General features: G+C 44.3%; 25 protein-coding genes and 1 riboswitch. Of the genes, 11 read left to right on the top strand and 14 right to left on the bottom strand.

The annotated features are described in order from the left end of the window. Window positions 1-40 precede the first annotated feature (40 nt). Both IQO02_RS03300 and IQO02_RS03295 read left to right on the top strand, forming a co-directional pair. Window positions 41-400, top strand: coding sequence for a gamma-glutamylcyclotransferase family protein (locus tag IQO02_RS03300; RefSeq protein ID WP_010435072.1), 360 nt, complete (start codon window positions 41-43; stop codon window positions 398-400). A gap of 77 nt (window positions 401-477) precedes the next feature. Beyond that, on the top strand, window positions 478-834 hold the full coding sequence (locus IQO02_RS03295; protein ID WP_010435071.1) for a DUF2799 domain-containing protein: 357 nt from the start codon (window positions 478-480) through the stop codon (window positions 832-834). Between the two features lie 98 nt (window positions 835-932). Here the strand turns inward: IQO02_RS03295 and fbp are convergent, their stop codons facing one another. After that, window positions 933-1,943 carry a class 1 fructose-bisphosphatase gene (fbp, locus tag IQO02_RS03290; protein ID WP_010435070.1) on the bottom strand — a complete coding sequence of 337 codons (1,011 nt, stop codon included), beginning with the start codon at window positions 1,941-1,943 and terminating at the stop codon, window positions 933-935. A 270-nt stretch (window positions 1,944-2,213) separates the two neighbouring features. Between fbp and mpl the strand changes: the two genes are divergently transcribed. The 5 genes from mpl to thiQ all read left to right on the top strand — a co-directional run bounded on the left by mpl (window position 2,214) and on the right by thiQ (window position 7,839). Continuing rightward, the gene (gene mpl, locus IQO02_RS03285) at window positions 2,214-3,572 is read left to right on the top strand and encodes a UDP-N-acetylmuramate:L-alanyl-gamma-D-glutamyl-meso-diaminopimelate ligase (RefSeq protein ID WP_010435069.1); all 1,359 of its coding nucleotides are present in this window, start codon (window positions 2,214-2,216) and stop codon (window positions 3,570-3,572) included. A gap of 38 nt (window positions 3,573-3,610) precedes the next feature. Then, window positions 3,611-4,234, top strand: coding sequence for a flavin prenyltransferase UbiX (locus IQO02_RS03280; protein WP_016787846.1), 624 nt, complete (start codon window positions 3,611-3,613; stop codon window positions 4,232-4,234). A 43-nt stretch (window positions 4,235-4,277) separates the two neighbouring features. Beyond that, a riboswitch (TPP riboswitch) is annotated at window positions 4,278-4,397 on the top strand. A 53-nt stretch (window positions 4,398-4,450) separates the two neighbouring features. Beyond that, window positions 4,451-5,443, top strand: coding sequence for a thiamine ABC transporter substrate binding subunit (gene thiB / locus IQO02_RS03275; protein WP_016793858.1), 993 nt, complete (start codon window positions 4,451-4,453; stop codon window positions 5,441-5,443). A gap of 85 nt (window positions 5,444-5,528) precedes the next feature. Continuing rightward, window positions 5,529-7,124, top strand: a complete 1,596-nt coding sequence (gene thiP, locus IQO02_RS03270; protein ID WP_016791196.1) for a thiamine/thiamine pyrophosphate ABC transporter permease ThiP — start codon at window positions 5,529-5,531, stop codon at window positions 7,122-7,124. Between the two features lie 10 nt (window positions 7,125-7,134). Further along, window positions 7,135-7,839, top strand: a complete 705-nt coding sequence (gene thiQ / locus IQO02_RS03265; protein WP_010435064.1) for a thiamine ABC transporter ATP-binding protein — start codon at window positions 7,135-7,137, stop codon at window positions 7,837-7,839. A gap of 113 nt (window positions 7,840-7,952) precedes the next feature. On the opposite strand, the gene yjgA is transcribed toward thiQ, so the two are convergent. Beyond that, window positions 7,953-8,477 (bottom strand): ribosome biogenesis factor YjgA, encoded by a 525-nt coding sequence (gene yjgA, locus IQO02_RS03260; RefSeq protein ID WP_010435062.1) that lies wholly within the window; start codon window positions 8,475-8,477, stop codon window positions 7,953-7,955. A 118-nt stretch (window positions 8,478-8,595) separates the two neighbouring features. On the opposite strand from yjgA, the gene pmbA reads away from it, so the two are divergent. Further along, window positions 8,596-9,939, top strand: coding sequence for a metalloprotease PmbA (gene pmbA / locus IQO02_RS03255; protein WP_016793857.1), 1,344 nt, complete (start codon window positions 8,596-8,598; stop codon window positions 9,937-9,939). Between the two features lie 114 nt (window positions 9,940-10,053). Here pmbA and mgtE read toward each other — a convergent pair whose 3' ends face one another. The 12 genes from mgtE to IQO02_RS03195 all read right to left on the bottom strand — a co-directional run bounded on the left by mgtE (window position 10,054) and on the right by IQO02_RS03195 (window position 19,323). Continuing rightward, window positions 10,054-11,409, bottom strand: a complete 1,356-nt coding sequence (gene mgtE / locus IQO02_RS03250) for a magnesium transporter (RefSeq protein ID WP_010435057.1) — start codon at window positions 11,407-11,409, stop codon at window positions 10,054-10,056. A 147-nt stretch (window positions 11,410-11,556) separates the two neighbouring features. Next, on the bottom strand, window positions 11,557-11,832 hold the full coding sequence (locus IQO02_RS03245) for an HPr family phosphocarrier protein (RefSeq protein WP_010435056.1): 276 nt from the start codon (window positions 11,830-11,832) through the stop codon (window positions 11,557-11,559). A 2-nt stretch (window positions 11,833-11,834) separates the two neighbouring features. Then, the gene (gene rapZ / locus IQO02_RS03240) at window positions 11,835-12,704 is read right to left on the bottom strand and encodes an RNase adapter RapZ (RefSeq protein ID WP_010435053.1); all 870 of its coding nucleotides are present in this window, start codon (window positions 12,702-12,704) and stop codon (window positions 11,835-11,837) included. Window position 12,705: 1 nt separating this feature from the next. Then, complete coding sequence (gene ptsN / locus IQO02_RS03235) at window positions 12,706-13,167, bottom strand: PTS IIA-like nitrogen regulatory protein PtsN (protein ID WP_004738707.1); 462 nt, start codon at window positions 13,165-13,167, stop codon at window positions 12,706-12,708. Between the two features lies 1 nt (window position 13,168). Continuing rightward, window positions 13,169-13,456 carry a ribosome hibernation promoting factor gene (gene hpf / locus IQO02_RS03230; RefSeq protein WP_010435048.1) on the bottom strand — a complete coding sequence of 96 codons (288 nt, stop codon included), beginning with the start codon at window positions 13,454-13,456 and terminating at the stop codon, window positions 13,169-13,171. A 60-nt stretch (window positions 13,457-13,516) separates the two neighbouring features. Continuing rightward, window positions 13,517-14,977 (bottom strand): RNA polymerase factor sigma-54, encoded by a 1,461-nt coding sequence (locus IQO02_RS03225; protein ID WP_016793856.1) that lies wholly within the window; start codon window positions 14,975-14,977, stop codon window positions 13,517-13,519. A 54-nt stretch (window positions 14,978-15,031) separates the two neighbouring features. Next, the gene (lptB, locus tag IQO02_RS03220) at window positions 15,032-15,757 is read right to left on the bottom strand and encodes an LPS export ABC transporter ATP-binding protein (protein WP_004735304.1); all 726 of its coding nucleotides are present in this window, start codon (window positions 15,755-15,757) and stop codon (window positions 15,032-15,034) included. A gap of 2 nt (window positions 15,758-15,759) precedes the next feature. Then, complete coding sequence (lptA, locus tag IQO02_RS03215; RefSeq protein WP_010435043.1) at window positions 15,760-16,254, bottom strand: lipopolysaccharide transport periplasmic protein LptA; 495 nt, start codon at window positions 16,252-16,254, stop codon at window positions 15,760-15,762. Next, window positions 16,235-16,798 carry an LPS export ABC transporter periplasmic protein LptC gene (gene lptC / locus IQO02_RS03210; RefSeq protein WP_010435041.1) on the bottom strand — a complete coding sequence of 188 codons (564 nt, stop codon included), beginning with the start codon at window positions 16,796-16,798 and terminating at the stop codon, window positions 16,235-16,237. Before lptC ends, lptA begins: the two co-directional genes overlap by 20 nt. After that, window positions 16,795-17,352 (bottom strand): 3-deoxy-manno-octulosonate-8-phosphatase KdsC, encoded by a 558-nt coding sequence (kdsC, locus tag IQO02_RS03205; RefSeq protein WP_016768636.1) that lies wholly within the window; start codon window positions 17,350-17,352, stop codon window positions 16,795-16,797. Before kdsC ends, lptC begins: the two co-directional genes overlap by 4 nt. After that, window positions 17,352-18,323 carry an arabinose-5-phosphate isomerase KdsD gene (gene kdsD, locus IQO02_RS03200; protein WP_010435037.1) on the bottom strand — a complete coding sequence of 324 codons (972 nt, stop codon included), beginning with the start codon at window positions 18,321-18,323 and terminating at the stop codon, window positions 17,352-17,354. The genes kdsC and kdsD overlap by 1 nt, the downstream gene beginning before the upstream one ends. 34 nt (window positions 18,324-18,357) lie before the next feature. After that, window positions 18,358-19,323: a calcium/sodium antiporter gene (locus IQO02_RS03195; protein ID WP_010435036.1), complete on the bottom strand. Its 966-nt coding sequence runs from the start codon at window positions 19,321-19,323 to the stop codon at window positions 18,358-18,360. A gap of 264 nt (window positions 19,324-19,587) precedes the next feature. On the opposite strand from IQO02_RS03195, the gene mlaF reads away from it, so the two are divergent. Genes mlaF through mlaD form a run of 3 tightly spaced genes read left to right on the top strand, consistent with a single transcriptional unit; the run spans window position 19,588 to window position 21,657 of the window. Then, window positions 19,588-20,382, top strand: a complete 795-nt coding sequence (mlaF, locus tag IQO02_RS03190) for a phospholipid ABC transporter ATP-binding protein MlaF (RefSeq protein ID WP_016787842.1) — start codon at window positions 19,588-19,590, stop codon at window positions 20,380-20,382. A 1-nt stretch (window position 20,383) separates the two neighbouring features. After that, a complete protein-coding gene (mlaE, locus tag IQO02_RS03185) occupies window positions 20,384-21,163 on the top strand; it encodes a lipid asymmetry maintenance ABC transporter permease subunit MlaE (protein WP_010435033.1) in 780 nt (259 codons plus the stop codon). A gap of 2 nt (window positions 21,164-21,165) precedes the next feature. Further along, entirely contained in the window at window positions 21,166-21,657 is a 492-nt protein-coding gene (gene mlaD / locus IQO02_RS03180) for an outer membrane lipid asymmetry maintenance protein MlaD (protein WP_010435031.1), read from the top strand. The last annotated feature ends 5 nt before the right edge of the window (window positions 21,658-21,662 follow it).

Genomic DNA, 21,662 nt, shown 5'->3' with positions numbered 1-21,662 from the left:
CATTGATTGGTACACAAATAGAAAGGGTCATGGAGGGCGTATGCAGCATCTTGTTTTTGTATATGGAACGTTGAGACAAGGTCAATCTAACCATCACTATTTGCAGCAGTGCGAGTACTTAGGAAGGTTTGATACACCTGAATATTATGCTATTTTTGATTTAGTTGCATATCCAGCGATGGTTTTTGGAAAGAAAAGTGTCGCTGGTGAGGTCTATTTAATTAACGACGAAGTTCTGGCATCGCTCGATCGGTTAGAGGATGTCCCGGTTGAGTATCGTCGCGAGCAAATAGAAACTATATTTGGATTAGCATGGGTATATTTGTATCAGCTTGATCTAGCAGAGAATAAAGAAATACTTTCGGGTGACTGGTGTAAGCGAAATAACCGCTTTAGTTGATGAACTACTGAGAGCATTCTGACGTAATAGTTAAAAGTCTCGATATAGGCTAATCATATTTTCAAAAGGAGGAAATTATGAAATATCTACTAGTGGTATTTTCGGTAATGCTATTTGGTTGTGCGCAAACTCCACCGCCAACATCATCCAACACCATGGATTGGCAGAGTTTTGGTGAAGAGATGGCACTAAAAGGAAAAACAAAACAGACGGAAGAAAGTTTGGCTGAAGCTGCGTCTTCACCTTCTATTGATGCAAATTTGTATGCTGCTTATGGCCAAGGTTATGAAGTCGGTAAAACTCAGTATTGTTCTCAGAACCCAAGAACGCTAGGACGCCGAGGTGAGACTTATCTGGGGATTTGTGATGATGTAGACAAATGGTTCCGTTTTAACTTTGAACGGGGCGCAGAATCGAAGTTTAGTGTTCGATAATACTGTTTTATCCTAAAACAGATACAATGAATAACAAAAAGCCAGCATGTAAATGCTGGCTTTTTTAATGACGTTATTTTGATAATTAATCGAGAAAACTAGTCTCGGTTAAGCTCAAGAAACTCTTCTACTTTACGTACCATACTTGTTGAGCCAACGAAGAAAGGCACACGTTGATGTAACTCAGTTGGTTTGATATCCATGATGCGTTGAACACCATCTGATGCGATGCCACCAGCTTGCTCCATAAGGAAAGCAATTGGGTTGCACTCGTACAACAGACGTAGTTTTCCTTGAGGGTGACTTTGTGTACTTGGATACAAGTAGATGCCACCTTTCAGTAGGTTACGGTGGAAATCCGATACTAGAGAACCAATGTAACGAGAGGTGTAAGGACGGTTGTCACTCGGCTCATCTTCTTGGCAGTACTTAATGTACTTTTTAACACCCGTAGGGAAACGGAAGTAGTTACCTTCGTTGATTGAGTAAATCTTACCTTCATCAGGGACCATCATGTTTTCATGAGACAGACAGAAAGTACCCAATGATGGGTCGTAGGTGAAGCCATTTACACCAGCGCCTGTCGTGTAAACAAGCATGGTTGAAGAACCGTAAATCACGTAACCTGCGGCTACTTGCTTGTGTCCAGGTTGTAGGAAATCTTCTTCTGTTGGCGGAGTGCCAATCGGTGATACTCGACGGTAGATAGAGAAAATTGTACCAACAGATACATTCACATCGATGTTTGAAGAGCCATCAAGTGGATCCATCAAAACAACGTATTTTGCATTTTTGTTTAGCTCTTTATTGAAGGCAACTGCTTCGTCTTCTTCTTCACTTGCTACACCACAAACTTGATCGCGAGCTTCTAGAGCTGCTTTAAATTTGTCGTTAGCGTAAAGGTCTAGCTTCTGCTGCTCTTCACCTTGAACGTTGTCTGTACCAACAGCGCCAGTAATGTCGACAAGACCTGCTTTGTTGATTTCACGGTTAACAATTTTTGCAGCAAGACGAATTGATGACAAAAGGGATGATAGATCACCACTTGCATGGGGAAAGTCATTTTGTTTTGCAACAATGAACTCACCAAGGGTGCGCATCTCAGACATGTTATTTCCTTAAACTTCTCTCAATATTAGGGGGGATTTGAGCACTGTAGATTCTGCCTCTTGTGTGGGCTTTATTCATCTAGACGCTTACCTAAATTCTACGGCTTAGATCTTTTTAATGGTAATGAACTAAGCGACACAGATCTCACTTACTATGTCGACTAAATTTGTTTTGCATTGCCACTCGCTTTTAATCGTCAATTCATGATAATGAAGGCTGATAGTTTGATTTAAACATGGTTCATTTAGCCAAGCGTTTGGAAGCAATATATGCATATTCATATCTTAGGAATTTGTGGCACCTTCATGGGTGGTGCTGCGGTATTGGCTCGTCAATTAGGTCACAAGGTTACGGGTAGTGACGCGAATGTTTATCCTCCAATGAGCACGCTGTTGGAATCTCAAGGGATTGAAATTATTGAAGGGTTCGACCCGAGCCAATTAGAGCCAAGGCCGGACCTAGTGGTTATCGGCAATGCGATGAGCCGTGGTAATCCGTGCGTTGAGTATGTATTGGATAATAATCTTAGATACACATCTGGCCCGCAATGGTTGCAAGAGTTCCTACTGCATGACCGTTGGGTTCTGGCGGTGTCGGGTACGCATGGCAAAACTACAACATCAAGTATGTTGGCTTGGATCTTAGAAGATTGTGGTTATGCGCCAGGCTTCTTAGTGGGTGGCGTATTGGGTAATTTTGGTATATCGGCTCGCCTTGGTGAAAGTATGTTCTTCGTGGTGGAGGCCGACGAATACGACAGTGCTTTTTTCGATAAGCGATCTAAGTTTGTTCATTACCACCCAAGAACTTTGGTAGTGAATAATCTAGAGTTCGATCATGCTGACATCTTCGATGATCTTGAAGCGATTAAGCGACAGTTCCATCATTTGGTGCGCACTGTACCAAGTAACGGTCGTATTTTTTCACCTAAGCAAGACACCGCTATTCAAGATGTTCTAGCTCGCGGTTGCTGGAGTGAAAGAGAATCGAGTGGTGAGCAAGGCGACTGGGATGCTAAGAAGCTGGTTAAAGATGGCTCTCAATTTGAGGTTTACCTCCAAAATGAATGTGTTGGAACGGTAAACTGGGATTTAGTGGGCGACCACAACGTAAATAATGCTTTGATGGCGATAGCTGCTGCACGACACGTGGGCGTGACACCAGACCTAGCTTGTGAATCGTTAGCTACTTTTATTAATACTAAGCGTCGTTTGGAGTTTAAAGGCGAGGTGGCAGGTGTTTCTGTTTATGATGATTTTGCACATCACCCAACGGCGATTGAACTTACTCTGGGCGGATTACGTAATAAGGTCGACACGAAAAAAATCATTGCCGTTTTAGAGCCTCGTTCTGCCACAATGAAACGTGGTGTGCACAAAGAAACTTTGGCTGATTCGTTGAAACAGGCGGATTCTACCTACTTATTCCAACCGGATAATATTGATTGGTCGGTTCAAGATGTCGCAGACGCTTGTCACCAACCTGCGTATGTGAGTGATGATATGGATGCATTCGTTGCTAAAATTGTCTCAGAGGCACAAGCGGGCGACCAAATCTTGGTAATGAGTAATGGTGGCTTTGGTGGCATTCACCAAAAACTGTTGGATGGATTGGCACTCAAAGGCTAACGACATCCACGACCTTATAATTTGAAGTAATTGAGAACATGACAAAACACGATAAAGCGATAACCCTCGCTTTCACTGGCGCATCTGGTGCGCCTTACGGACTGCGTTTACTTGAATGCCTACTGGCGGCAGATTATCAGGTTTATTTGCTGATATCGTCGGCAGCTCGAGTGGTGTTGGCGACCGAGCATGAACTTAAGTTACCTGCTGGGCCAGATGCTGCGAAACAAGCTTTAGTTAAGCATTTAGGTTGCGACCCAGAAAAGCTGGTGGTGTGTGGCAAAGATGATTGGTTCTCACCGGTTGCCTCTGGTTCAGCAGCACCGAAGCAGATGGTGGTGTGTCCATGTTCTGCTGGAAGCTTGGCATCCATTGCTCACGGCTTATCGGACAACCTGATCGAGCGAGCAGCGGACGTGGTTATGAAAGAGCGAGGCCAGCTGTTGTTAGTGGTTCGTGAGACGCCATTTTCTACGTTGCACTTAGAGAACATGCACAAACTCTCGACCATGGGCGTAACGATCATGCCCGCGGCTCCGGGTTTTTATCACCAACCTAAGTCGATCGAAGATCTGGTCGATTTTATGGTGGCGCGTATTCTCGATCATCTTGGTATCGAGCAAGGTTTAGTGCCACGTTGGGGGTACGATCAACGTAATTGATCCAAACTTGATAGCTTATTGTTAAAATTCGAATTACAATTCTGAACACTCATCGGGGAGCAAACCATTCAAATAATGAATGCGAGCTGAGATCAAGCAAGTGCTTGGGACCCGTAAACCTGAACCAGATAATGCTGGCGTAGGAATTGAGTTAGGAACAACTTCTACCGTTCTCCTCCCTCAAACCTGTGCCGCTCAGACCATGGAGAGCGTCCAGTGAAATTAACATTTACAACTCTTGCTGTTACTACAGCTATCTCTTTCTCTGCCGTTGCTGCAGACAATACTCTAACTGTATATACCTATGATTCTTTTGCTGCGGATTGGGGCCCTCGTCCTGCCGTTGAAAAAGCATTCGAAGAAAAGTGTGGTTGTGATGTGAATTTTGTCGCGCTAGAAGATGGCGTGTCTATTTTAAATCGCTTGCGTCTTGAAGGTGGTAACAGCAAAGCTGATATCGTGTTAGGCCTAGATAACAATCTAATGGCTGAAGCGAAAGCGACGGGCTTATTGACTGAGCACAGTGTTGATACGTCATCAGTAACGCTTCCTAATGGTTGGAGTGACAGCACTTTTGTTCCATATGACTTTGGCTACTTTGCTTTTATTTACAACAAAGAGAAGTTGGTAAATCCACCTAAGAGCCTTAAAGAACTGGTTGAGCAGCGTGATGATCTTAAGGTTATCTACCAGGATCCACGTACATCAACACCAGGTCAAGGCATGATGCTATGGATGAAGTCTGTTTACGGTGATGAAGCGACAGACGCGTGGAAGAAGCTCGCTCAGAAAACGGTTACTGTGACTAAAGGTTGGTCTGAGGCTTACTCTATGTTCCTAAAAGGCGAGTCGGACTTAGTCCTGTCTTACACGACTTCTCCGGCTTACCACATCATTGCAGAAGGTGATTCTAAGTACGCAGCAGCAAGCTTTGAAGAAGGTCATTATACTCAAGTCGAAGTGGCAGCTAAGGTCAAAGGCAGCAAGAACGAAAAGCTGGCTGATGAATTTATGGTATTTATCCTGAGTGACGAGTTCCAATCAGCGATGCCAACGGGTAACTGGATGTACCCAGTGACAGATATTGAGCTTCCAAAAGGGTTCGAGCAACTTACGGTTCCTCAAAAAGCGCTAGGTTTCACGCCTGAAGAAATAGCATCTAAGCGTAAGCCATGGATTCGTGAATGGCAGAGTGCACTTACTTTTTAACTTACTATTAAAAAGATGAGCGCCCTGTACTTAAAGGCTCATTCGTGATGTTTGGAATGAGCCATTTACGGTAAATAATTAATTTATGATAAAGAAAACACCTAAGGTCGGGATCTGGGTTGCGATACTCATTACCGCCTTCGTGGTTTCAGCAGTTGGGGCATTGCTTAGCAATGCCCCTTCTCTTGATATCAGCCTAGTATGGTCTGATCCTTACTATTGGCATGTAACGAAATTCAGTTTTTATCAGGCGACACTCTCAACTGTGCTGAGTGTTGGCTTTGCTATACCTATTGCGCATGCTCTGTGTCGCAGACAGTTCTTTGGAAGAGCCTTGTTATTAAGGTTGTTCGCGTCAACCTTGGTTCTACCTGTGTTGGTCGGCGTATTTGGCTTGCTGGCGATTTACGGCAACAGTGGTTGGTTAGCTAAGTTCTTAGCGAACTTCGACATAGAGCTACCATTCTCGATTTATGGCTTGAATGGTATTTTGCTAGCGCATGTTTTTTTCAACCTGCCTTACGCCAGCCGTTTACTTCTGCAAGCTTTGGATACCGTGCCTGCCGAGCAGCACAAGCTGTGTGCTCATTTAGGCATGAGCCATTGGAATAAATTTAAATGGGTTGAATGGCCGAGGTTAAGACAGCAGCTGCCGCATGTGTGCGGTTTGGTCTTCATGTTGTGCTTCACCAGCTTTGCTACCGTGATGGCGTTGGGTGGTGGTCCGAAATCAACCACCATTGAGCTAGCCATCTACCAAGCAATTAAATTCGACTTTGACCTGCAGGCTGGCGCGTTACTCGCGATATGGCAAATGCTGTTGTGTGGCGTATTAGCGGTGAGTATTCAGCGTTTGTCTAAGCCCATCTCTGTGACGGCTAGTCAGCTGTCGGAAGATAAATATTTGGTTAAGGACAGCTGGTGGTCAAAAGCTTGGGATAGCTTTTGGATCATCATAGTCTCAATACTGGTATTACCGCCATTAGCCATGGTTGTTCTAGGTGGTATTAACTCCCAGGCACTCACTGTACTGAGCAGTGAGCCGTTTTGGGCTGCGCTAATGACCTCGGTTCGTGTTGCTTCCCTCGCAAGCATTATCGCCGTTGGTATTGGTATCGCAATCCTTCTAACTAGTCGCGCATGGCGTTTGCAAAACAAGAACTATAGAGCGGATAAGATTGAGCTGATTGGCACTATTATTTTGGTGACGCCTGGCTTAGTGATCAGTACGGGCCTCTTCTTATTACTGCGCTCATTTACCGATGTGTTCAGTTTGGCTTTCTTTATTGTGATTGCTGTAAACAGCTTGATGGCGCTGCCTTACGTGATTAAAACCTTGGCCCAACCTATGCTGCATCTTTCTCAGCAGTATCAGTATGTGTGTGCAAGCTTAGGAATGACAGGGTTCACTCGCTTTAGGCTCGTGGAGTGGCGCGCATTGCGCAAACCGATGGCGCAAGCATTCTCAATCAGCTTTATGCTGGCGATGGGCGACTTAAGTGCGATAGCCTTGTTTGGTAGCCAAGACTTTAGAACTTTGCCTTTGTATCTATTTCAATTGTTAGGCAGCTATCAAATGGAAGCGGCGGCAGTGGTGTCAGTGAGTTTATTGTTACTGAGTGTGGGCAGCTTTAGTTTGATTGAATTTTTGTTTACTCGAAGCTCAAAGCTAAAGAGTTAAGGAACCGATGATGTTAGTGATGAAAAATGTGGATTACCATTATCACCAAGAGTTGTTTAGTTTTGATTTCCAAGCAGAGCAGGGCGATATTGTTGCTCTTATGGGGCCAAGTGGTGCGGGGAAATCAACGCTACTCGCATTGGTTGCTGGCTTTATTGAGCCAACATCGGGCGAGATCTCGGTGGCAGGCCAATCGCTGATTGGCAAAGAAGCACATCAGCGCCCATTGGCGATGTTGTTCCAAGAACACAACCTATTTGCGCACCTCACGGTGCGTGAAAATATTGGCCTGGGTTTGCACCCAGGATTAAAGCTTACGGTAACCCAAAAGCTAGAAGTCGAACAAGCTGCTACACAAGTAGGGGTTGCTGAGTATTTAGATCGGCTGCCAGAGCATTTATCGGGTGGTCAGCGTCAGCGTGTTGCGCTAGCTCGCTGTTTTGTACAGCCGCATAATATTTGGCTGCTTGATGAGCCATTTTCTGCGCTTGATCCTTTGCTTCGTGAAGAGATGCTGAGCTTAGTGAAGCGATTAGCGGCAGAGCGAAACATTACTGTTTTGATGGTGACACACCATTTAGGTGATGCGCGCAGTATCGCGAACAAGTTTGTGTTTGTGGCATTGGGTAAGGTTTTAGTCGAAGACTCGATAGATGCGCTAACTGTCGATCACCCACAAGTCGAATTGAGTTCCTTTGTTCGAGCAGGTGAGTGAAGACTCATTCAGCCTTGATATTGAATACTTCTTGATATTGAGAGCGTCGAAAACAAAAAGACCTAGCATGTGCTAGGTCTTTGATTATCTTTACAAGTAAAGCGAGACGAAGATTAGTCGCCTAGCTTTAGCTCTTTTAAGATTTGGAAGATTTCACGAGAAGCTTTGGCTGGCTTGTTCGCTGATTTTTCTTTGTTAGCTTGGCGAGCGAGCTGACGAAGACGTTGACGGTCTGCTTCAGGGTACATCTCCATAACGTCTGAAATGGCAGTATCGCCTTCAGCTACAACACGGTCACGCAGTTGCTCAAGCTTATGTAGCTCAGCGGTTGCTTGTGAGTGCTTGTTACGTACTTTATCCAAAGCCGCTTGAATTGGCTCAGGATCGACACTACGCATTACTTTACCAATGTACTGAAGTTGACGGCGCTTCGCTTCATTTTTAAAGCGTTGTGCATCTTTAATCGCTTGTGCCAAATCTTCAGACAGAGGAAACTTGTCTAATACAGAAGGCTTTAAACCAACAAGCTCTTCTCCCAGCTTTTGCAGGGCATCCATGTCCGTTTTCATTTCTGTCTTACTTACCCAGATGATTTCTTCTTCTGGTTCCCATGGGGCTTTTTGGTTTTTGCGAGCCATCTTTTCTGCCTATGTCACTATCTCAAACGAATATATTGCCTATTTTAGCAAGAATCTTGGGGAGAAAGCGAAATTCTTGTTATCCTACCTAATATTGACCTACAAAATTAGAATAGATATGGATGTAAAACAGCAAGTCGCCCAGCAAAGAGTTGAGCTAGAAGCCGCAGTAGCTAAAGCGTTGGATATGGCATCAGTGAGTGCAGACGCAGCTGAGGTCGCTATTACTAAGTCAACGGGTTTAAGTGTTTCAACACGTATGTGTGAAGTGGAAAACGTTGAATTTAATAGTGATGGTGCACTAGGTATTACTGTTTACCGTGGCCAGAAGAAAGGCAGCGCATCCACATCTGATCTAAGTGAGAAGGCTATTGCTCAAACTGTCGCAGCGGCACTAGACATTGCTCAATACACTTCGGAAGACCCATTTGCTGGCCCTGCCACAAAAGAATATATGGTGAAAGAAATTCCAGATTTGGATCTTTTTCACCCTGATGAACCAAACCCAGACTATGCCGCGGAGATTGCGATAGCTGCTGAGAAGCAAGCATTAGCTTATAGCGACAAGATCAAGCAAAGTGATGGTGCAAGCTACGACAGTCACTATGGCGTTAAAGTTTATGGTAACAGTCATGGCTTGCTTGCGAGCTACGCTTCCAGTCGCCACAGTACGAGCTGCTGTGTGATTGGGCAAGGCACTAACGGTGAAATGGAACGAGACTACAGCTACACAGTTGCACGTCACCGTGACGAGCTCTGGACGCCTGAGCGTGTAGGTCAAGAAGCTGCAGAAAAAACGATCAGTCGTTTGGATGCTAAAAAACTACCAACAGGCCAATACCCGATTATGTTCGCTAACGATGTCGCAACTGGCTTAATTGGTCATCTTGTGATGGCAATCAGTGGTGGCAACCTTTACCGTAAATCATCTTTCTTGTTGGATCACCTCGGTCAGAAAATTCTACCAGATTGGTTCAATATCTCAGAGCGCCCACATCTTTTACGTGGTTTGGCTTCGAGTCCATTTGATAGTGAAGGTGTTTACACTCAAGACCGTGAAATCATCACCGATGGTGTTTTAGCCACTTACCTACTGACGAGTTACGCTGCTCGTAAAATGGATATGACGCCAACAGGCCATGCCGGTGGCATCCATAACTGGTTCGTTAAATCGACAGGTCAAAGCTTTGAGCAAATGCTAAAAGAATTAGGCACAGGTTTCCTTGTGACTGAAGTGATGGGTCAAGGTGTGAATACCGTTACTGGCGATTACTCTCGTGGCGCTGCGGGTTTCTGGGTTGAGAATGGAGAAATCCAGTACCCAGTATCTGAAGTGACGATCGCGGGCAATCTAAAAGACATGTTCACTCAGATTGTTGCGGTTGGTAACGACGTAGAAACACGTTCGCAAATTCAAACCGGTTCTATCTTGCTTGAGTCGATGAAAGTCGCAGGCGAGTGATTTGCTTAATTTGCTTAGGTTTAAACATAAGATTTAAACCTGAAGCTTAAATCTGATGTATTAAAAAAGGGAGCCAATGGCTCCCTTTTTGTATTTACCGAGTCGGTAATCAAGCTAGATAAGTATGGTGGCTAAGCCTAAGAACACCGATAGGCCAATTACATCGGTTACCGTTGTGAGTGCCATACCACCAGCAAGGGCAGGGTCGATATTCATCTTCTTCAGCATCACTGGAATGGTTACGCCTGCAATACCCGCGACAATCAAGTTTGTCATCATCGCTGCAGAGATAATGCCTCCCAAGATCCAATTGCCTTTCCAAGCAACCACTATACCGCCAATGATAACGGCCCATAGAATGCCGTTAAGGAAGCCTATAGAGGCTTCTTTGAGTAGTAATTCACGTTTGTTACTGTCACCAATGTGACCAAGTGCTAAACCTCGAATGACCAGAGCAACGGTTTGGTTACCAGCAACACCACCCATGGACGGTACGATGGTCATCAAAACAGCGATGGCTGCCATCTCATTCAGTGTCGCCTCAAACATATTAGACACAGACGCTGCTGCGAGTGCCGCCAAAACATTTGCGCCTAACCACACACTACGACGACGAGCGGATTTGACGACCGGAGCGAAGGTGTCTTCGTCATCGTCCATACCCGCCATACTCATCATAGAGTGTTCAGCATCTTCACGAATGACATCAACCACGTCATCGATCGTAATACGGCCAACAAGGTGTTGATTTACATCGACAACAGGAGCTGAAACCCAGTTACGACGTTCGAAGAGGCTGGCGATATCAGAAGCACTGGTTTCCACAGCGATAGCTTCGTCGGCATCTTCCATTACTTCCGAAACCGCCACATCGGGTTGTGTTGTGATCAATGTACTGAGTGAAAGGTTACCAATGAGACGTTCATCGTCGTCGATAACATAGAGAGCATCAGTTGCGTCAGGTAATTCACCACGCATACGTAAGTAACGCAAGACAACTTCAACATCGACATCACCACGGATTGTGATTACGTCAGTGTTCATTAACGCACCCGCTGAATCTTCGGGGTACGATAGTGCGGTTTCAACTAAAGCACGATCAACGGAGTCCATTTGAGAAAGTACTTCGCGAGAAACATCGTCGGGTAGGCTTCGAAGTACGTACGCGACGTCATCGGTTTCCATGCCTTCGGTTGCTTCTGCCAAGGTTTCTGGTGCCATTTTCGACACAAGAGCATCTTTGACGTCTTCGTTTAGCTCATCAAGAATTTCACCGTAGTCTTCAGGATCGGTGAGTTGCCAGAGTACATCACGACTTTTGCGAGGGGAGGCTTCTAAAAGGTGTGCAATATCTTCAGGTTCCATGTCCTGAAGCTGTCGGCGTACATGAACAAATCGGCCGTTTTCTAGGGCTTCGCTGACTTCTTGGAGGGTTTGGTGAGCTTGGTCGAATTCTAATTGCTCTGCCATATTTTCCTCCTATCTCATTATTTTAACAATGCTTGGAATAGTAACTTAATTCTGGGGCTTATTTAAATCATTAACTTAGGTAGAACTAAGATTTAATATTGGTTGGTTCGTTGTTTGAGTTTTTGGCGGCGTGAGTGACGTATTTCGTTACTCACCCTCATCAAACTTTGCTTCAATTAGCTGACAGACAGCATCAAGAGCTTGCTGAGAATCAGAGCCTGCCGCTTGAATGGTAATGTGTTGCCCTTGCGCTGATTCCAGCATAAGTAGCCCCATCACGCTATCTGCAGTCGCGATCTTATCTTCTTCGCTATGGATAGTAATGGTCGCATCAAAGCTTTGCGCTAGCTCAACCAACTTGACGGCTGCTCTAGCGTGAAGACCCAAGCGATTTTGGATCAGTACAGTTCGAGTTAATTCCATGGTTAGCCCTGTTGGTGCTTCTCTAGGGAGGCGTGTCTGATCTGAACTTGATGGCCAAGTTGATCGAAATACTCACCAATTTTCTGAGTCAGATAAACCGAGCGGTGTTTGCCGCCAGTACAGCCAATCGCGACCGTTAGGTAACTGCGATTATTCTTTTCTAGCATTGGTAACCACTGCTCGATAAAGCCTTGGATTTGTTGCTTGAGCTCTAGAACTTCCGGGTGCTTTTCTAGAAAAGAGTGAATAGGGGCATCAAGACCTGTTAATGGTCGTAGAGCGGGTTCCCAATGAGGGTTCGGCAAGAAGCGTACGTCAAACACATAGTCAGCATCGCTTGGTAGACCATATTTAAAGCCGAAAGACTGAAAAACAATGATCAGCTCTTGCTTCTCTTTACCTTCAACTTTAAAGCGAACCTTTTCACTCAATTCGTAGAGGTTGCAGTCGCTGCTATCAATTACAATGCAGGCTTGTTCAGCAAGCGGTGTTAGGAGTGTCTTCTCTAAATCGATAGCTTGTTCAAGAGAGAGCTTTTCTTGGCCAATCGACAAAGGATGGATTCGGCGAGTTTCACTGTAGCGTTTAAGTAGCGTTTGCTTGCTCGCATCTAAGAACAACACGTTCACATCGATGTCGGTTGCAGACTCAAGCTGCTCAAGCGTATCTGTGACTAATTGAGGCTCTTTCGGTAAGTTACGAATATCAATGCTAACGGCGACGTTTTGATTGATTTCACGAACTGACTCGACGAAGTCGTTGAGCAGATTTACTGGAAGGTTATCGACACAGTAATACCCCAAGTCTTCAAGGACTCGTAGCGCGACACTTTTACCTGCTCCTGATTGGCCACTAACAACGATTAACCGCATGTTATTGCTCGCAAGTTGGCACTTGAATCATGATGTCGTAAAGCTCTTGATCGCTTTGAGCATTACGCAACTGTTTAAGAGTCTGCTTGTCGTTAAGTCGTTCTGCCATGCAAGAAAGGGTTTTTAGATGCTCCTTACATTGTTCACTTGGAACAAGCAGAGCAAATAGTAGATCGACAGGACGGTTATCAATCGCATCAAATTCGATGGGATCTTGGCATTGCAGTAATACAGCAATTGCTTTGTCACTGACGTTCATACGAGCATGGGGAATAGCAATGCCATTACCAATACCTGTACTGCCCATTTTCTCGCGGCTCAACATGCACTCAAACAGTTCTGTTGAATCTTGACCACAGCTTTCTGCTGCGATCTGACTGATGAGCTCAAGGGCTCTTTTCTTGCTTGTGCATTGGACTGCACTTTTGGTGCAGTCCAATGAAAGTACTTCGCTTAATTGCATGTTAGTGACTACTTAGCTTTTCTTTGTGCTTGTTGAGTTGACGGACGAGTTTATCAACCAATGAATCAATCGCAGCATACATACTTTCATCTGTTGCTGTTGCATGAATCTCTCCTTGGTTTACATGAAGGGTCGCTTCTGCAATTTGATTGATTTTCTCAACTTTTAAAACAACCTGAATGCTATTGATGTGATCAAAAAAGCGTTCAAGTTTTTCGAATTTGGTGTGAACATAGTCTTGCATTGAATCGGTAAGATCAACGTGATGGCCTTGAATATTGATTTGCATAGACTTTCCTTTTCAGTTGGTTGCCTGACTATAACTAAATCTATAGCTAACTAAATTAGCCTACAGCAGGCGTTTACGCTGACTAGATGGGGCGATGCCCAGAGACTCACGGTATTTTGCTATGGTACGTCTAGCTACCTGAATTCCTTGGTCAGCCAGTAAAGCAGCAATCTTACTATCACTTAGAGGTTTCGCGGTATTTTCCGCCGCGACAAGCTTCTTAATGAGCGCACGAATTGCTGTCGATGAACACTCTCCGCCATTGTCTGTACTGACGTGGCTCGAGAAAAAATATTTGAGTTCGAAGATGCCACGTGGTGTGTGCATGAATTTTTGAGTCGTCACACGAGAGATTGTGGATTCATGCATATCAACGGCTAACGCAACATCGTTGAGAACCATAGGTTTCATCGCTTCTTCGCCATGTTCGAAGAAATCATGTTGATGTTCAACAATACATCGTGCAACTTTGAGTAGCGTCTCATTTCGACTTTCTAAGCTCTTAATTAGCCATTTTGCTTCTTGCAAATTTGAGCGAATGTACTGGTTGTCGGCGCTGCTACCTTTGCTTCCAAGGTCGGCGTATTGTTGATTCACTTTCAGTTTAGGCACGCTGTCTGGATTTATGGTGACTAACCACTTACCAAGATCTTTGAATACTGAAACATCAGGAACAACATATTCGGTTTCATCTGGTGTAATCTTACTGCCAGGTCGTGGATCCAGTTGTTGAATCAGTTGCAAAACCTCACGCAGTTCTGCTTCTTTCAACTTAGTTTCTTTGATAACCAGTTTGTAATCACGGTTACCTAGTTGGTCGATATGGCTAGTAAGTACTAACTTAGCTTCATTAAGCCAAGGGGTATCTTGCGGGAAGGTAGCCAGTTGTAGTAACAAGCAATCTTGCAGGTTGATTGAACCGACACCTAAAGGGTCAAACTGCTGAATACGTTTGCGAACGGCTTCAATCTCATCAAGCTCTACTTCTTCTCTATCGAAGTTTTCAAGAATATCTTCACAAGATACGGTGAGGTAGCCATAGTCATCAATGGCATCTATTAAAGCAAAAGCGATGCTTCTATCTGTTTCAGTGAATGGTGTTAGGTCGAGCTGCCAAAGTAAGTAATCATGTAGGCTTTCAGTCGTCTCACCTTGGTAAACTGGCATGTCATCATCAATCGCAATACCAGTGTTTCCGGTGTTTGCACTGTAGACATCCTCCCAAGTTGTGTCGATTTCTAGTTCATTACCAATCTCTGATTTTTCGATTAAGTCTGAGCTATCAGGTAAGTCTTGCTCTGTGGCTTCAACTGTTTCTTTCTCGTCACTGCTAGGTTTTTCTTCCGATGCAGGCGTTTCTTCATTGCCTTCTTCGACATCGAGTAGTGGGTTAGATTCAAGTGCTTCTTGAATCTCTTGCTGCAAATCTAATGTAGACAACTGCAACAAACGAATCGCTTGCTGCAATTGAGGAGTCATTGCTAACTGTTGGCCTAGCTTAAGTTGTAATGAGGGTTTCATTCAGTGTGACTTACCTAGTTATTATTCTTAGAATTCTCGATACTCTCTATCTAATCATAGACGGAATTGTTCGCCTAGATAAACTTGTTTAACTTGCTCGTTATTGAGAACATCTTCAGGAGTACCTTCAGCAATCAGGTGCCCTTGGCTTACGATGTAAGCTTTTTCACACACGTCTAATGTTTCACGGACGTTGTGGTCGGTAATTAGAACACCTAAGCCGCGATCGCGTAGGTGAACAATGATTTTTTTGATATCAATAACCGAGATTGGGTCAACACCAGCAAAGGGTTCATCCAATAGAATGAACTGAGGGTTTGCCGCTAGAGCTCGAGCAATCTCAACACGACGACGCTCACCACCTGACAGAGCCATACCATTACTGGTGCGGATATGTTGGATGTGGAACTCTTCTAGAAGGTCTTCTAACTTATCTTGACGCTGCTCGTTGGTCATCTCGTCACGCGTTTGTAAAACGGCCATGATGTTGTTCTCAACGGAAAGCTTTCTGAAAATAGAAGCTTCTTGAGGTAGGTAACCGATACCAAGACGCGAGCGACTGTGCATTGGCAAAATACTGATGTCTCGGTCATCAATGCTAATCGTGCCTTCATCACGAGCGACCAGACCTACAATCATATAGAAAGAGGTCGTTTTGCCTGCCCCGTTAGGCCCAAGTAGTCCAACGATTTGACCAGACTCTACCTGCAGGCTTACGTCGGTTACAACTTTACGCTTGCTGTACGTTTTTGCTAGGTTTTTTGCTTTAAGAACAGCCATGGCTACTTATTCACTTCCGCAGGTTGTAAGACCGTTGATACACGTTCGCTACTATCACTATCGGCAACCAGTTTTTGAGAAGCGATTTGATAAGTAATCTTAGAGCCACGGATGATACTGCCATCTTGAGAGAGCATTGCATTCTTGGTCATGATCAATTTATCGGCAATCAGTTGATAATGTAAATCATCAGCTTCACCGTAAAGTGTTTTTCCATCATCAGTGAGTTGAGAGAAAGTCGCAGGCTTGCCATAGCCTTGAATTTCTTCTATCTCACCGTTGACCGCATTTCGAGTAACAATGACCTTATCGGCATTGATGTTGATGCTACCTTGCTTAAGGTTTACATCACCAAGGAAGGTCACTTGGTTACTTTTCATATCCAATTGCTGGCTGTCTGAGTCAATGTAGACAGGCTGCTCACTATCCGAAGATAGGGCATAGACATTAGGTGCCGCAAGGGTCAAAGCGAATAAACTAAGGTGTAAGAGTTTCATATCTACCTTGAACAGAATTAAAGAGAGTCGCATTGTTGGTACCGAAGTTACCCTTCATTGCTTGACCCTCAGTTTCAAAAAATGTACCGATCATATGGACCGGAGTCTCTGAATAAAAATCTCGGCTAGTCAGCTCAACAACCATTTTATCTGTGGTCATAGTATCGAAACTGGCTTCTGGCAATAGATTCTTTGCCACAACGTTGTCATAGAACGTGACAACTTGATTCTCATCCATAATCGCGCGATCAGCGGTGACTTGCCATTCAATCGTATGTCCTTCCCGGAACACCGAAAGAACAGGATTTTGAAAATGTGTATCACCAACTACTGAATAGTGTTCTAAATACGTCGACTCAACTTGATAGCTACGGATACCTGATTGGTCATAGCTTATGTTGTTTAGACTTTTGCCGCTAAAAGCGGGCAGCTCCAAATTTGGAGCCACTTGTATTGTCGAAGCTTGCTCTTTGTCGAACAAATAATAGGTCGACCAAGAAGCAATAAATATGAGTATTAAATAGATAATACGAGTAAAACTCATATGCTTAAACCTTTATGCACGTCGAGTTCATTTCTTGCTTGCAGAATAAGGTCACATACTTCACGTACAGCACCATGGCCGCCGTTAATCGTGGTCACATAATTCGCTCGCTTCGCAAGTAGTGGGTGACCATCTGCCACGCATACCTTTAAGCCAACTTTTTCCATGACAGGCCAGTCGATCAGATCGTCTCCGATGTAGCCTGTATTTTCAGGCGCAACAGAAAGTTTATCGCAAATATCGTAATACGCTTTTACTTTATCATCTTGGCCTTGATAAATAAGTTTAATACCCAGAGCTGTCATGCGGTTTTCAACAATTTGAGATTTACGACCAGTTATGATTGCGATTTCAATACCAGCATTCATCAGTGATTTGATACCGTAGCCATCACGAGTATGAAAGGTTTTCAGCTCTTCACCGTTGTTGCCCATGTAAATACGACCGTCCGAGAATACGCCATCGACATCACAAATTAGCAGTTTGATCTCTTTTGCTACGGCAAATACGTCTGAATCGACCGTGCCGTATAACGTTTCAACTGTCTGCGTCATTACATTACTCCTGCTTTCAGTAAGTCATGCATGTTCAAAGCTCCAACTAATGTACCTTCATGGCATAACATCAGGCCATTAATACTTTTAGCCTGCATTAAGTTTAGCCCCTCAACTGCAAGCATGTTTGGTTCTGCTACCGTAGGATTAAGCGTCATTACGTCGCCAATCTGAGTGTTATGAATATCAACACGTTTGTCTAAGATACGGCGTAAATCACCATCAGTAAAAATACCGGCCATTTGACCATCGCTACCAACGATTGCCGTCATGCCTAAGCCTTTCTGAGATATCTCTAATAGAGCATCTCTTATCAGAGCATCCGGAGCCACAACAGGCAGAGCATCACCTGTGTGCATGATGTCATCGAGTTTCAACAGTAATTGACGACCTAAAGCGCCACCTGGATGAGACAGAGCAAAATCTTGAGCGGTAAAGCCTCGTGCCTGTAAAAGTGCAACGGCTAGTGCATCCCCCATCACCAAAGTAGCAGTGGTACTGGTTGTTGGCGCTAAGCCCAGTGGGCATGCTTCTTCCGGTACTGAAATTTGTAAATGGATATCAGATAAGGTCGCCATGTTCGACGCTGGCTTACCTGTCATACTGATAATCTTAATGTTCAAACGCTTTAATACTGGGAATAGGCTGAGGATCTCTCCTGATTCACCTGAGTTTGATATTGCAATCACAATATCGCCAGGTTCGATCATTCCTAAATCACCATGTGCCGCTTCACCTGGATGTACAAAGAAAGCTGATGTACCAGTACTTGCCAGTGTGGCTGCTATTTTGTTACCAATGTGGCCTGATTTACCCATGCCCATCACAACGACTTTACCTTTGTTGTTCAGGATAAGATCGCAAGCCTTGCAAAAATCATCATTAAAATATTGGTCTAATTGAGTAAGACCTGCAACTTCGGTTTCCAAAACTTGTTTTGCAACACTGCGATAATCAAATGGCTGAGACATCAAATACTCCAAGTACGGGAATTTAAATCAACAATTAAGCCGACATGTTCATAAGTAAGTAAGCTTGGTAGGCCACGAACGTTATGATTAACACGCCGCCTTCAATACGATTCACACTGCGAGATTTACCTAGTGCCATTACCACGAGTAAAAGTGATACGCCTAGCATTACCCAGAAATCTCTACCCATAGCAAATTCACTTAAGATTGAAGGGTTGAGGATGCCCGGTATCCCCATCACTGCAAGAATGTTGAATACGTTCGAGCCAATGATATTACCTACGGCCATGTCATCTTCCCCTTTCATTACACCGGCAAGTGATGCGGCAAGTTCGGGAAGACTGGTACCAACAGCAATAATGGTTAAACCAATCACAAGATCGCTCATGCCAAAGAACTTCGCGATAACAACCGCGTTATCAACCAACATATTGGCCGCTAAAGGTAGAATAATTAGACCAACTACTACCCACATGGCGGCTTTAAGGTTACTTACGCCCTCAGGGATCTCTGACTCTTGTTCATCAAGGAAAGCATCGCCGTTCTTTTTCTCGCTACGGCTGATTTGTAACATCGCAAATAAGAAAGCGGCGAAAAGAACAAACAACAACACGCCTTCGTAGAAACCTAAATGGTTATCCCAAAGCAGTGCGCCTGCTAGTAGAGTGACACCAATCATTAATGGTAGTTCACGGCGAATTACGCCTGAACTAATTGATAGCGGTTTGATAAGTGCTGTAATACCCAAAATCAGAGCGATGTTGGCGATGTTAGAACCGAGAACGTTACCAACAGCCGTATCTGTTTTGCCGTCAAGAGCTGCTGTTGCTGAAACCATCATTTCAGGGGCTGAAGAGCCCATTGCTAGAATCGTCATACCGATAACTAATGGTGATATACCGAAGTTGCGAGCAAGAGCGGCGGCGCCGAAGACCAGTTTATCTGCGCTCCACACCAAAAAACCTAGGCCGATAATAAGAAACGCAATCGCTTCAAGCATGATGATTCCTAAAAATTAATAAAAAACGGAGAATTAACCGCTAATTTTGACTTGTTGCTAGATAAAAGGGAAGTCACTCGACAAATTAATTGCCCGTTAGCAGTAAAGAAATGTCGCTGAATGATGAATTTCTTAATGCTTTCAAATCCCTGTCACTGTTTTCTGTTTTGTACAATTAATTGAACAGTGCTTTTAATTCTAAAGTAGACTCATTATTATTGCAGCCACAATTGGCGTTTTTTAGAGCAAGGAAACAACAAGATCATGTTGAATACTGAGCTTGTAAAAGTTAAAAACCTAAGTTTCTCTCGAGGTGAACGAGTTATCTTTGATGACATCAGTTTAGAAGTACCTCAAGGAAAAATAACCGCAATTATGGGCCCTTCAGGGATCGGTAAAACGACCTTGTTGCGTTTGATCGGTGGACAATTACCGCCAGATAGCGGTGAAATTTGGTTTGATGGGGACAATATCCCTGCATTATCTCGTCGAAAGCTCTATCAAGCACGTAAGAAAATGAGCATGCTTTTTCAATCGGGTGCACTTTTTACGGATCTCAATGTCTTTGATAATGTGGCGTTTCCACTGCGAGAGCACACTGAACTTAATGAAAAATTCATTCGTACCATCGTATTACTAAAACTTGAAGCGGTGGGTTTACGAGGCGCAGCAGAATTAATGCCAAGTGAACTGTCTGGTGGTATGGCGAGGCGTGCGGCGTTAGCTCGAGCAATAGCGTTGGATCCGGAACTTATCATGTACGATGAACCTTTTGTTGGCCAGGATCCAATTACCATGGGCGTTTTGGTTGAACTCATCCGAAACCTCAACCAAGCTTTAGACTTAACCTCGATTGTGGTGTCGCATGACGTCCCAGAGGTGATGAGTATCGCTGATTGGGTTTATTTGATGGCTGATGGGAAGATTATTGCATCGGGCTCGCCTGAGGAGTTGTACAACAATAGCGATCCTCGAGTGCAGCAATTTTTGCAAGGTGAAGCGGATGGTCCCGTGCCATTTAGGTTCCCTGCAAAGAGCTTAGAAGAGGATCTGTTTTAATATGATTGTTAAAACTATTGTAGGTGTCGGTAGACGCACACTTGCGATCTGTGAGTCATTTGGTCGAGCAAGCCTAATGTTATTTGGGGCTTTGTTTGGCATCCCGCGACTAAAAAACTTCCCCTTATTAGTAAAACAACTTTATAGCGTTGGCGTTCAGTCATTGGCTATTATTTTAGTTTCGGGTTTATTCATCGGTATGGTGCTGAGTCTTCAAGGCTATGTCGTACTTATCGACTACGGCGCTGAAGGTAACCTTGGTCAAATGGTCGCACTTTCACTGTTACGTGAGTTGGGCCCAGTTGTGACTGCGTTATTGTTTGCAGGCCGCGCAGGTTCAGCATTAACCGCTGAAATTGGTTTAATGAAAGCAACAGAGCAGATTTCCAGCCTTGAGATGATGGCTGTTGATCCTCTTAAACGTATTATTGCACCACGACTTTGGGCTGGGCTTATCTCAATGCCGTTGTTAGCTATGATCTTTATGGCGGTCGGGATTTGGGGCGGTCAGCTAGTTGGTGTTGATTGGAAAGGCATTGATCACGGCAGTTTCTGGTCTGCGATGCAGTCTTCAGTTGAGCTTGGTCGAGATATTGGTAATAGCATGATCAAATGTATGGTTTTCGCTATCACCGTAACTTGGATCGCACTTTTCAACGGTTATGACGCAGTACCGACTTCTGAAGGCATTAGTCAGGCAACCACGCGCACAGTCGTGCACTCTTCTCTAGCGGTACTAGGGCTAGATTTTATTCTTACCGCATTGATGTTTGGGAATTAATCATGCAACAAACTCGAAAACTAGAATTATGGGTCGGCACCTTTGTTATAGCCGGAATTTGCGCAATCTTAATCATGATCTTTCAAGTCGCTGACGTAAAAGGCTTAGGTTCAAACCATACTTACAACTTAAAAGCGACTTTCGACAATATTGGTAGTCTAAAGGTTCGTTCTCCAGTGAAGGTCGGTGGCGTTGTTGTTGGTCGAGTTAAAAGCATTGAGCTTGATACCGAGAGTTACCTTCCTGTAGTCGAATTGTCTATTGATGCGAAGTACTCACAATTTCCTGATACCTCTAGTGCTCAAATCTTAACGTCAGGCTTGATCGGTGAGCAATATATCAGCCTAGTACCAGGGTTCATTTTTGATGACGAAGAGATGCTGGTTGATGGTGATTCGATTGAAGACACTAAATCAGCACTAGTGCTAGAAGATTTGATTGGCCAAGTGCTGTATAGCGTTGGTGGTTCTGATAACAACGAAGCTAAGGAGTAGTCTCA

This window comes from Vibrio sp. OPT24, assembly GCF_015163545.1.
Classification (GTDB): domain Bacteria; phylum Pseudomonadota; class Gammaproteobacteria; order Enterobacterales; family Vibrionaceae; genus Vibrio; species Vibrio cyclitrophicus.
The sequence above is the reverse complement of the archived record's forward strand: the minus strand, read 5'-3'. Positions and strand labels throughout refer to the sequence as shown.

Coding starts and splice junctions, on each gene's coding strand:
- fbp (WP_010435070.1), bottom strand. CDS start 1,943: ATGTCTGAGATGCGCACCCTTGGTGAGTTCATTGTTGCAAAACAAAAT.
- kdsC (WP_016768636.1), bottom strand. CDS start 17,352: ATGACGCAGACAGTTGAAACGTTATACGGCACGGTCGATTCAGACGTA.
- ptsN (WP_004738707.1), bottom strand. CDS start 13,167: ATGCAATTAAGCGAAGTACTTTCATTGGACTGCACCAAAAGTGCAGTC.
- IQO02_RS03195 (WP_010435036.1), bottom strand. CDS start 19,323: ATGCTTGAAGCGATTGCGTTTCTTATTATCGGCCTAGGTTTTTTGGTG.
- IQO02_RS03300 (WP_010435072.1), top strand. CDS start 41: ATGCAGCATCTTGTTTTTGTATATGGAACGTTGAGACAAGGTCAATCT.
- thiP (WP_016791196.1), top strand. CDS start 5,529: ATGATAAAGAAAACACCTAAGGTCGGGATCTGGGTTGCGATACTCATT.
- kdsD (WP_010435037.1), bottom strand. CDS start 18,323: ATGTCTCAGCCATTTGATTATCGCAGTGTTGCAAAACAAGTTTTGGAA.
- IQO02_RS03280 (WP_016787846.1), top strand. CDS start 3,611: ATGACAAAACACGATAAAGCGATAACCCTCGCTTTCACTGGCGCATCT.
- lptB (WP_004735304.1), bottom strand. CDS start 15,757: ATGGCTGTTCTTAAAGCAAAAAACCTAGCAAAAACGTACAGCAAGCGT.
- lptC (WP_010435041.1), bottom strand. CDS start 16,798: ATGAGTTTTACTCGTATTATCTATTTAATACTCATATTTATTGCTTCT.
- mlaE (WP_010435033.1), top strand. CDS start 20,384: ATGATTGTTAAAACTATTGTAGGTGTCGGTAGACGCACACTTGCGATC.
- rapZ (WP_010435053.1), bottom strand. CDS start 12,704: ATGCGGTTAATCGTTGTTAGTGGCCAATCAGGAGCAGGTAAAAGTGTC.
- thiQ (WP_010435064.1), top strand. CDS start 7,135: ATGTTAGTGATGAAAAATGTGGATTACCATTATCACCAAGAGTTGTTT.
- mlaF (WP_016787842.1), top strand. CDS start 19,588: ATGTTGAATACTGAGCTTGTAAAAGTTAAAAACCTAAGTTTCTCTCGA.
- pmbA (WP_016793857.1), top strand. CDS start 8,596: ATGGATGTAAAACAGCAAGTCGCCCAGCAAAGAGTTGAGCTAGAAGCC.
- mpl (WP_010435069.1), top strand. CDS start 2,214: ATGCATATTCATATCTTAGGAATTTGTGGCACCTTCATGGGTGGTGCT.
- IQO02_RS03245 (WP_010435056.1), bottom strand. CDS start 11,832: ATGGAATTAACTCGAACTGTACTGATCCAAAATCGCTTGGGTCTTCAC.
- mlaD (WP_010435031.1), top strand. CDS start 21,166: ATGCAACAAACTCGAAAACTAGAATTATGGGTCGGCACCTTTGTTATA.
- yjgA (WP_010435062.1), bottom strand. CDS start 8,477: ATGGCTCGCAAAAACCAAAAAGCCCCATGGGAACCAGAAGAAGAAATC.
- mgtE (WP_010435057.1), bottom strand. CDS start 11,409: ATGGCAGAGCAATTAGAATTCGACCAAGCTCACCAAACCCTCCAAGAA.
- IQO02_RS03225 (WP_016793856.1), bottom strand. CDS start 14,977: ATGAAACCCTCATTACAACTTAAGCTAGGCCAACAGTTAGCAATGACT.
- IQO02_RS03295 (WP_010435071.1), top strand. CDS start 478: ATGAAATATCTACTAGTGGTATTTTCGGTAATGCTATTTGGTTGTGCG.
- lptA (WP_010435043.1), bottom strand. CDS start 16,254: ATGAAACTCTTACACCTTAGTTTATTCGCTTTGACCCTTGCGGCACCT.
- hpf (WP_010435048.1), bottom strand. CDS start 13,456: ATGCAAATCAATATTCAAGGCCATCACGTTGATCTTACCGATTCAATG.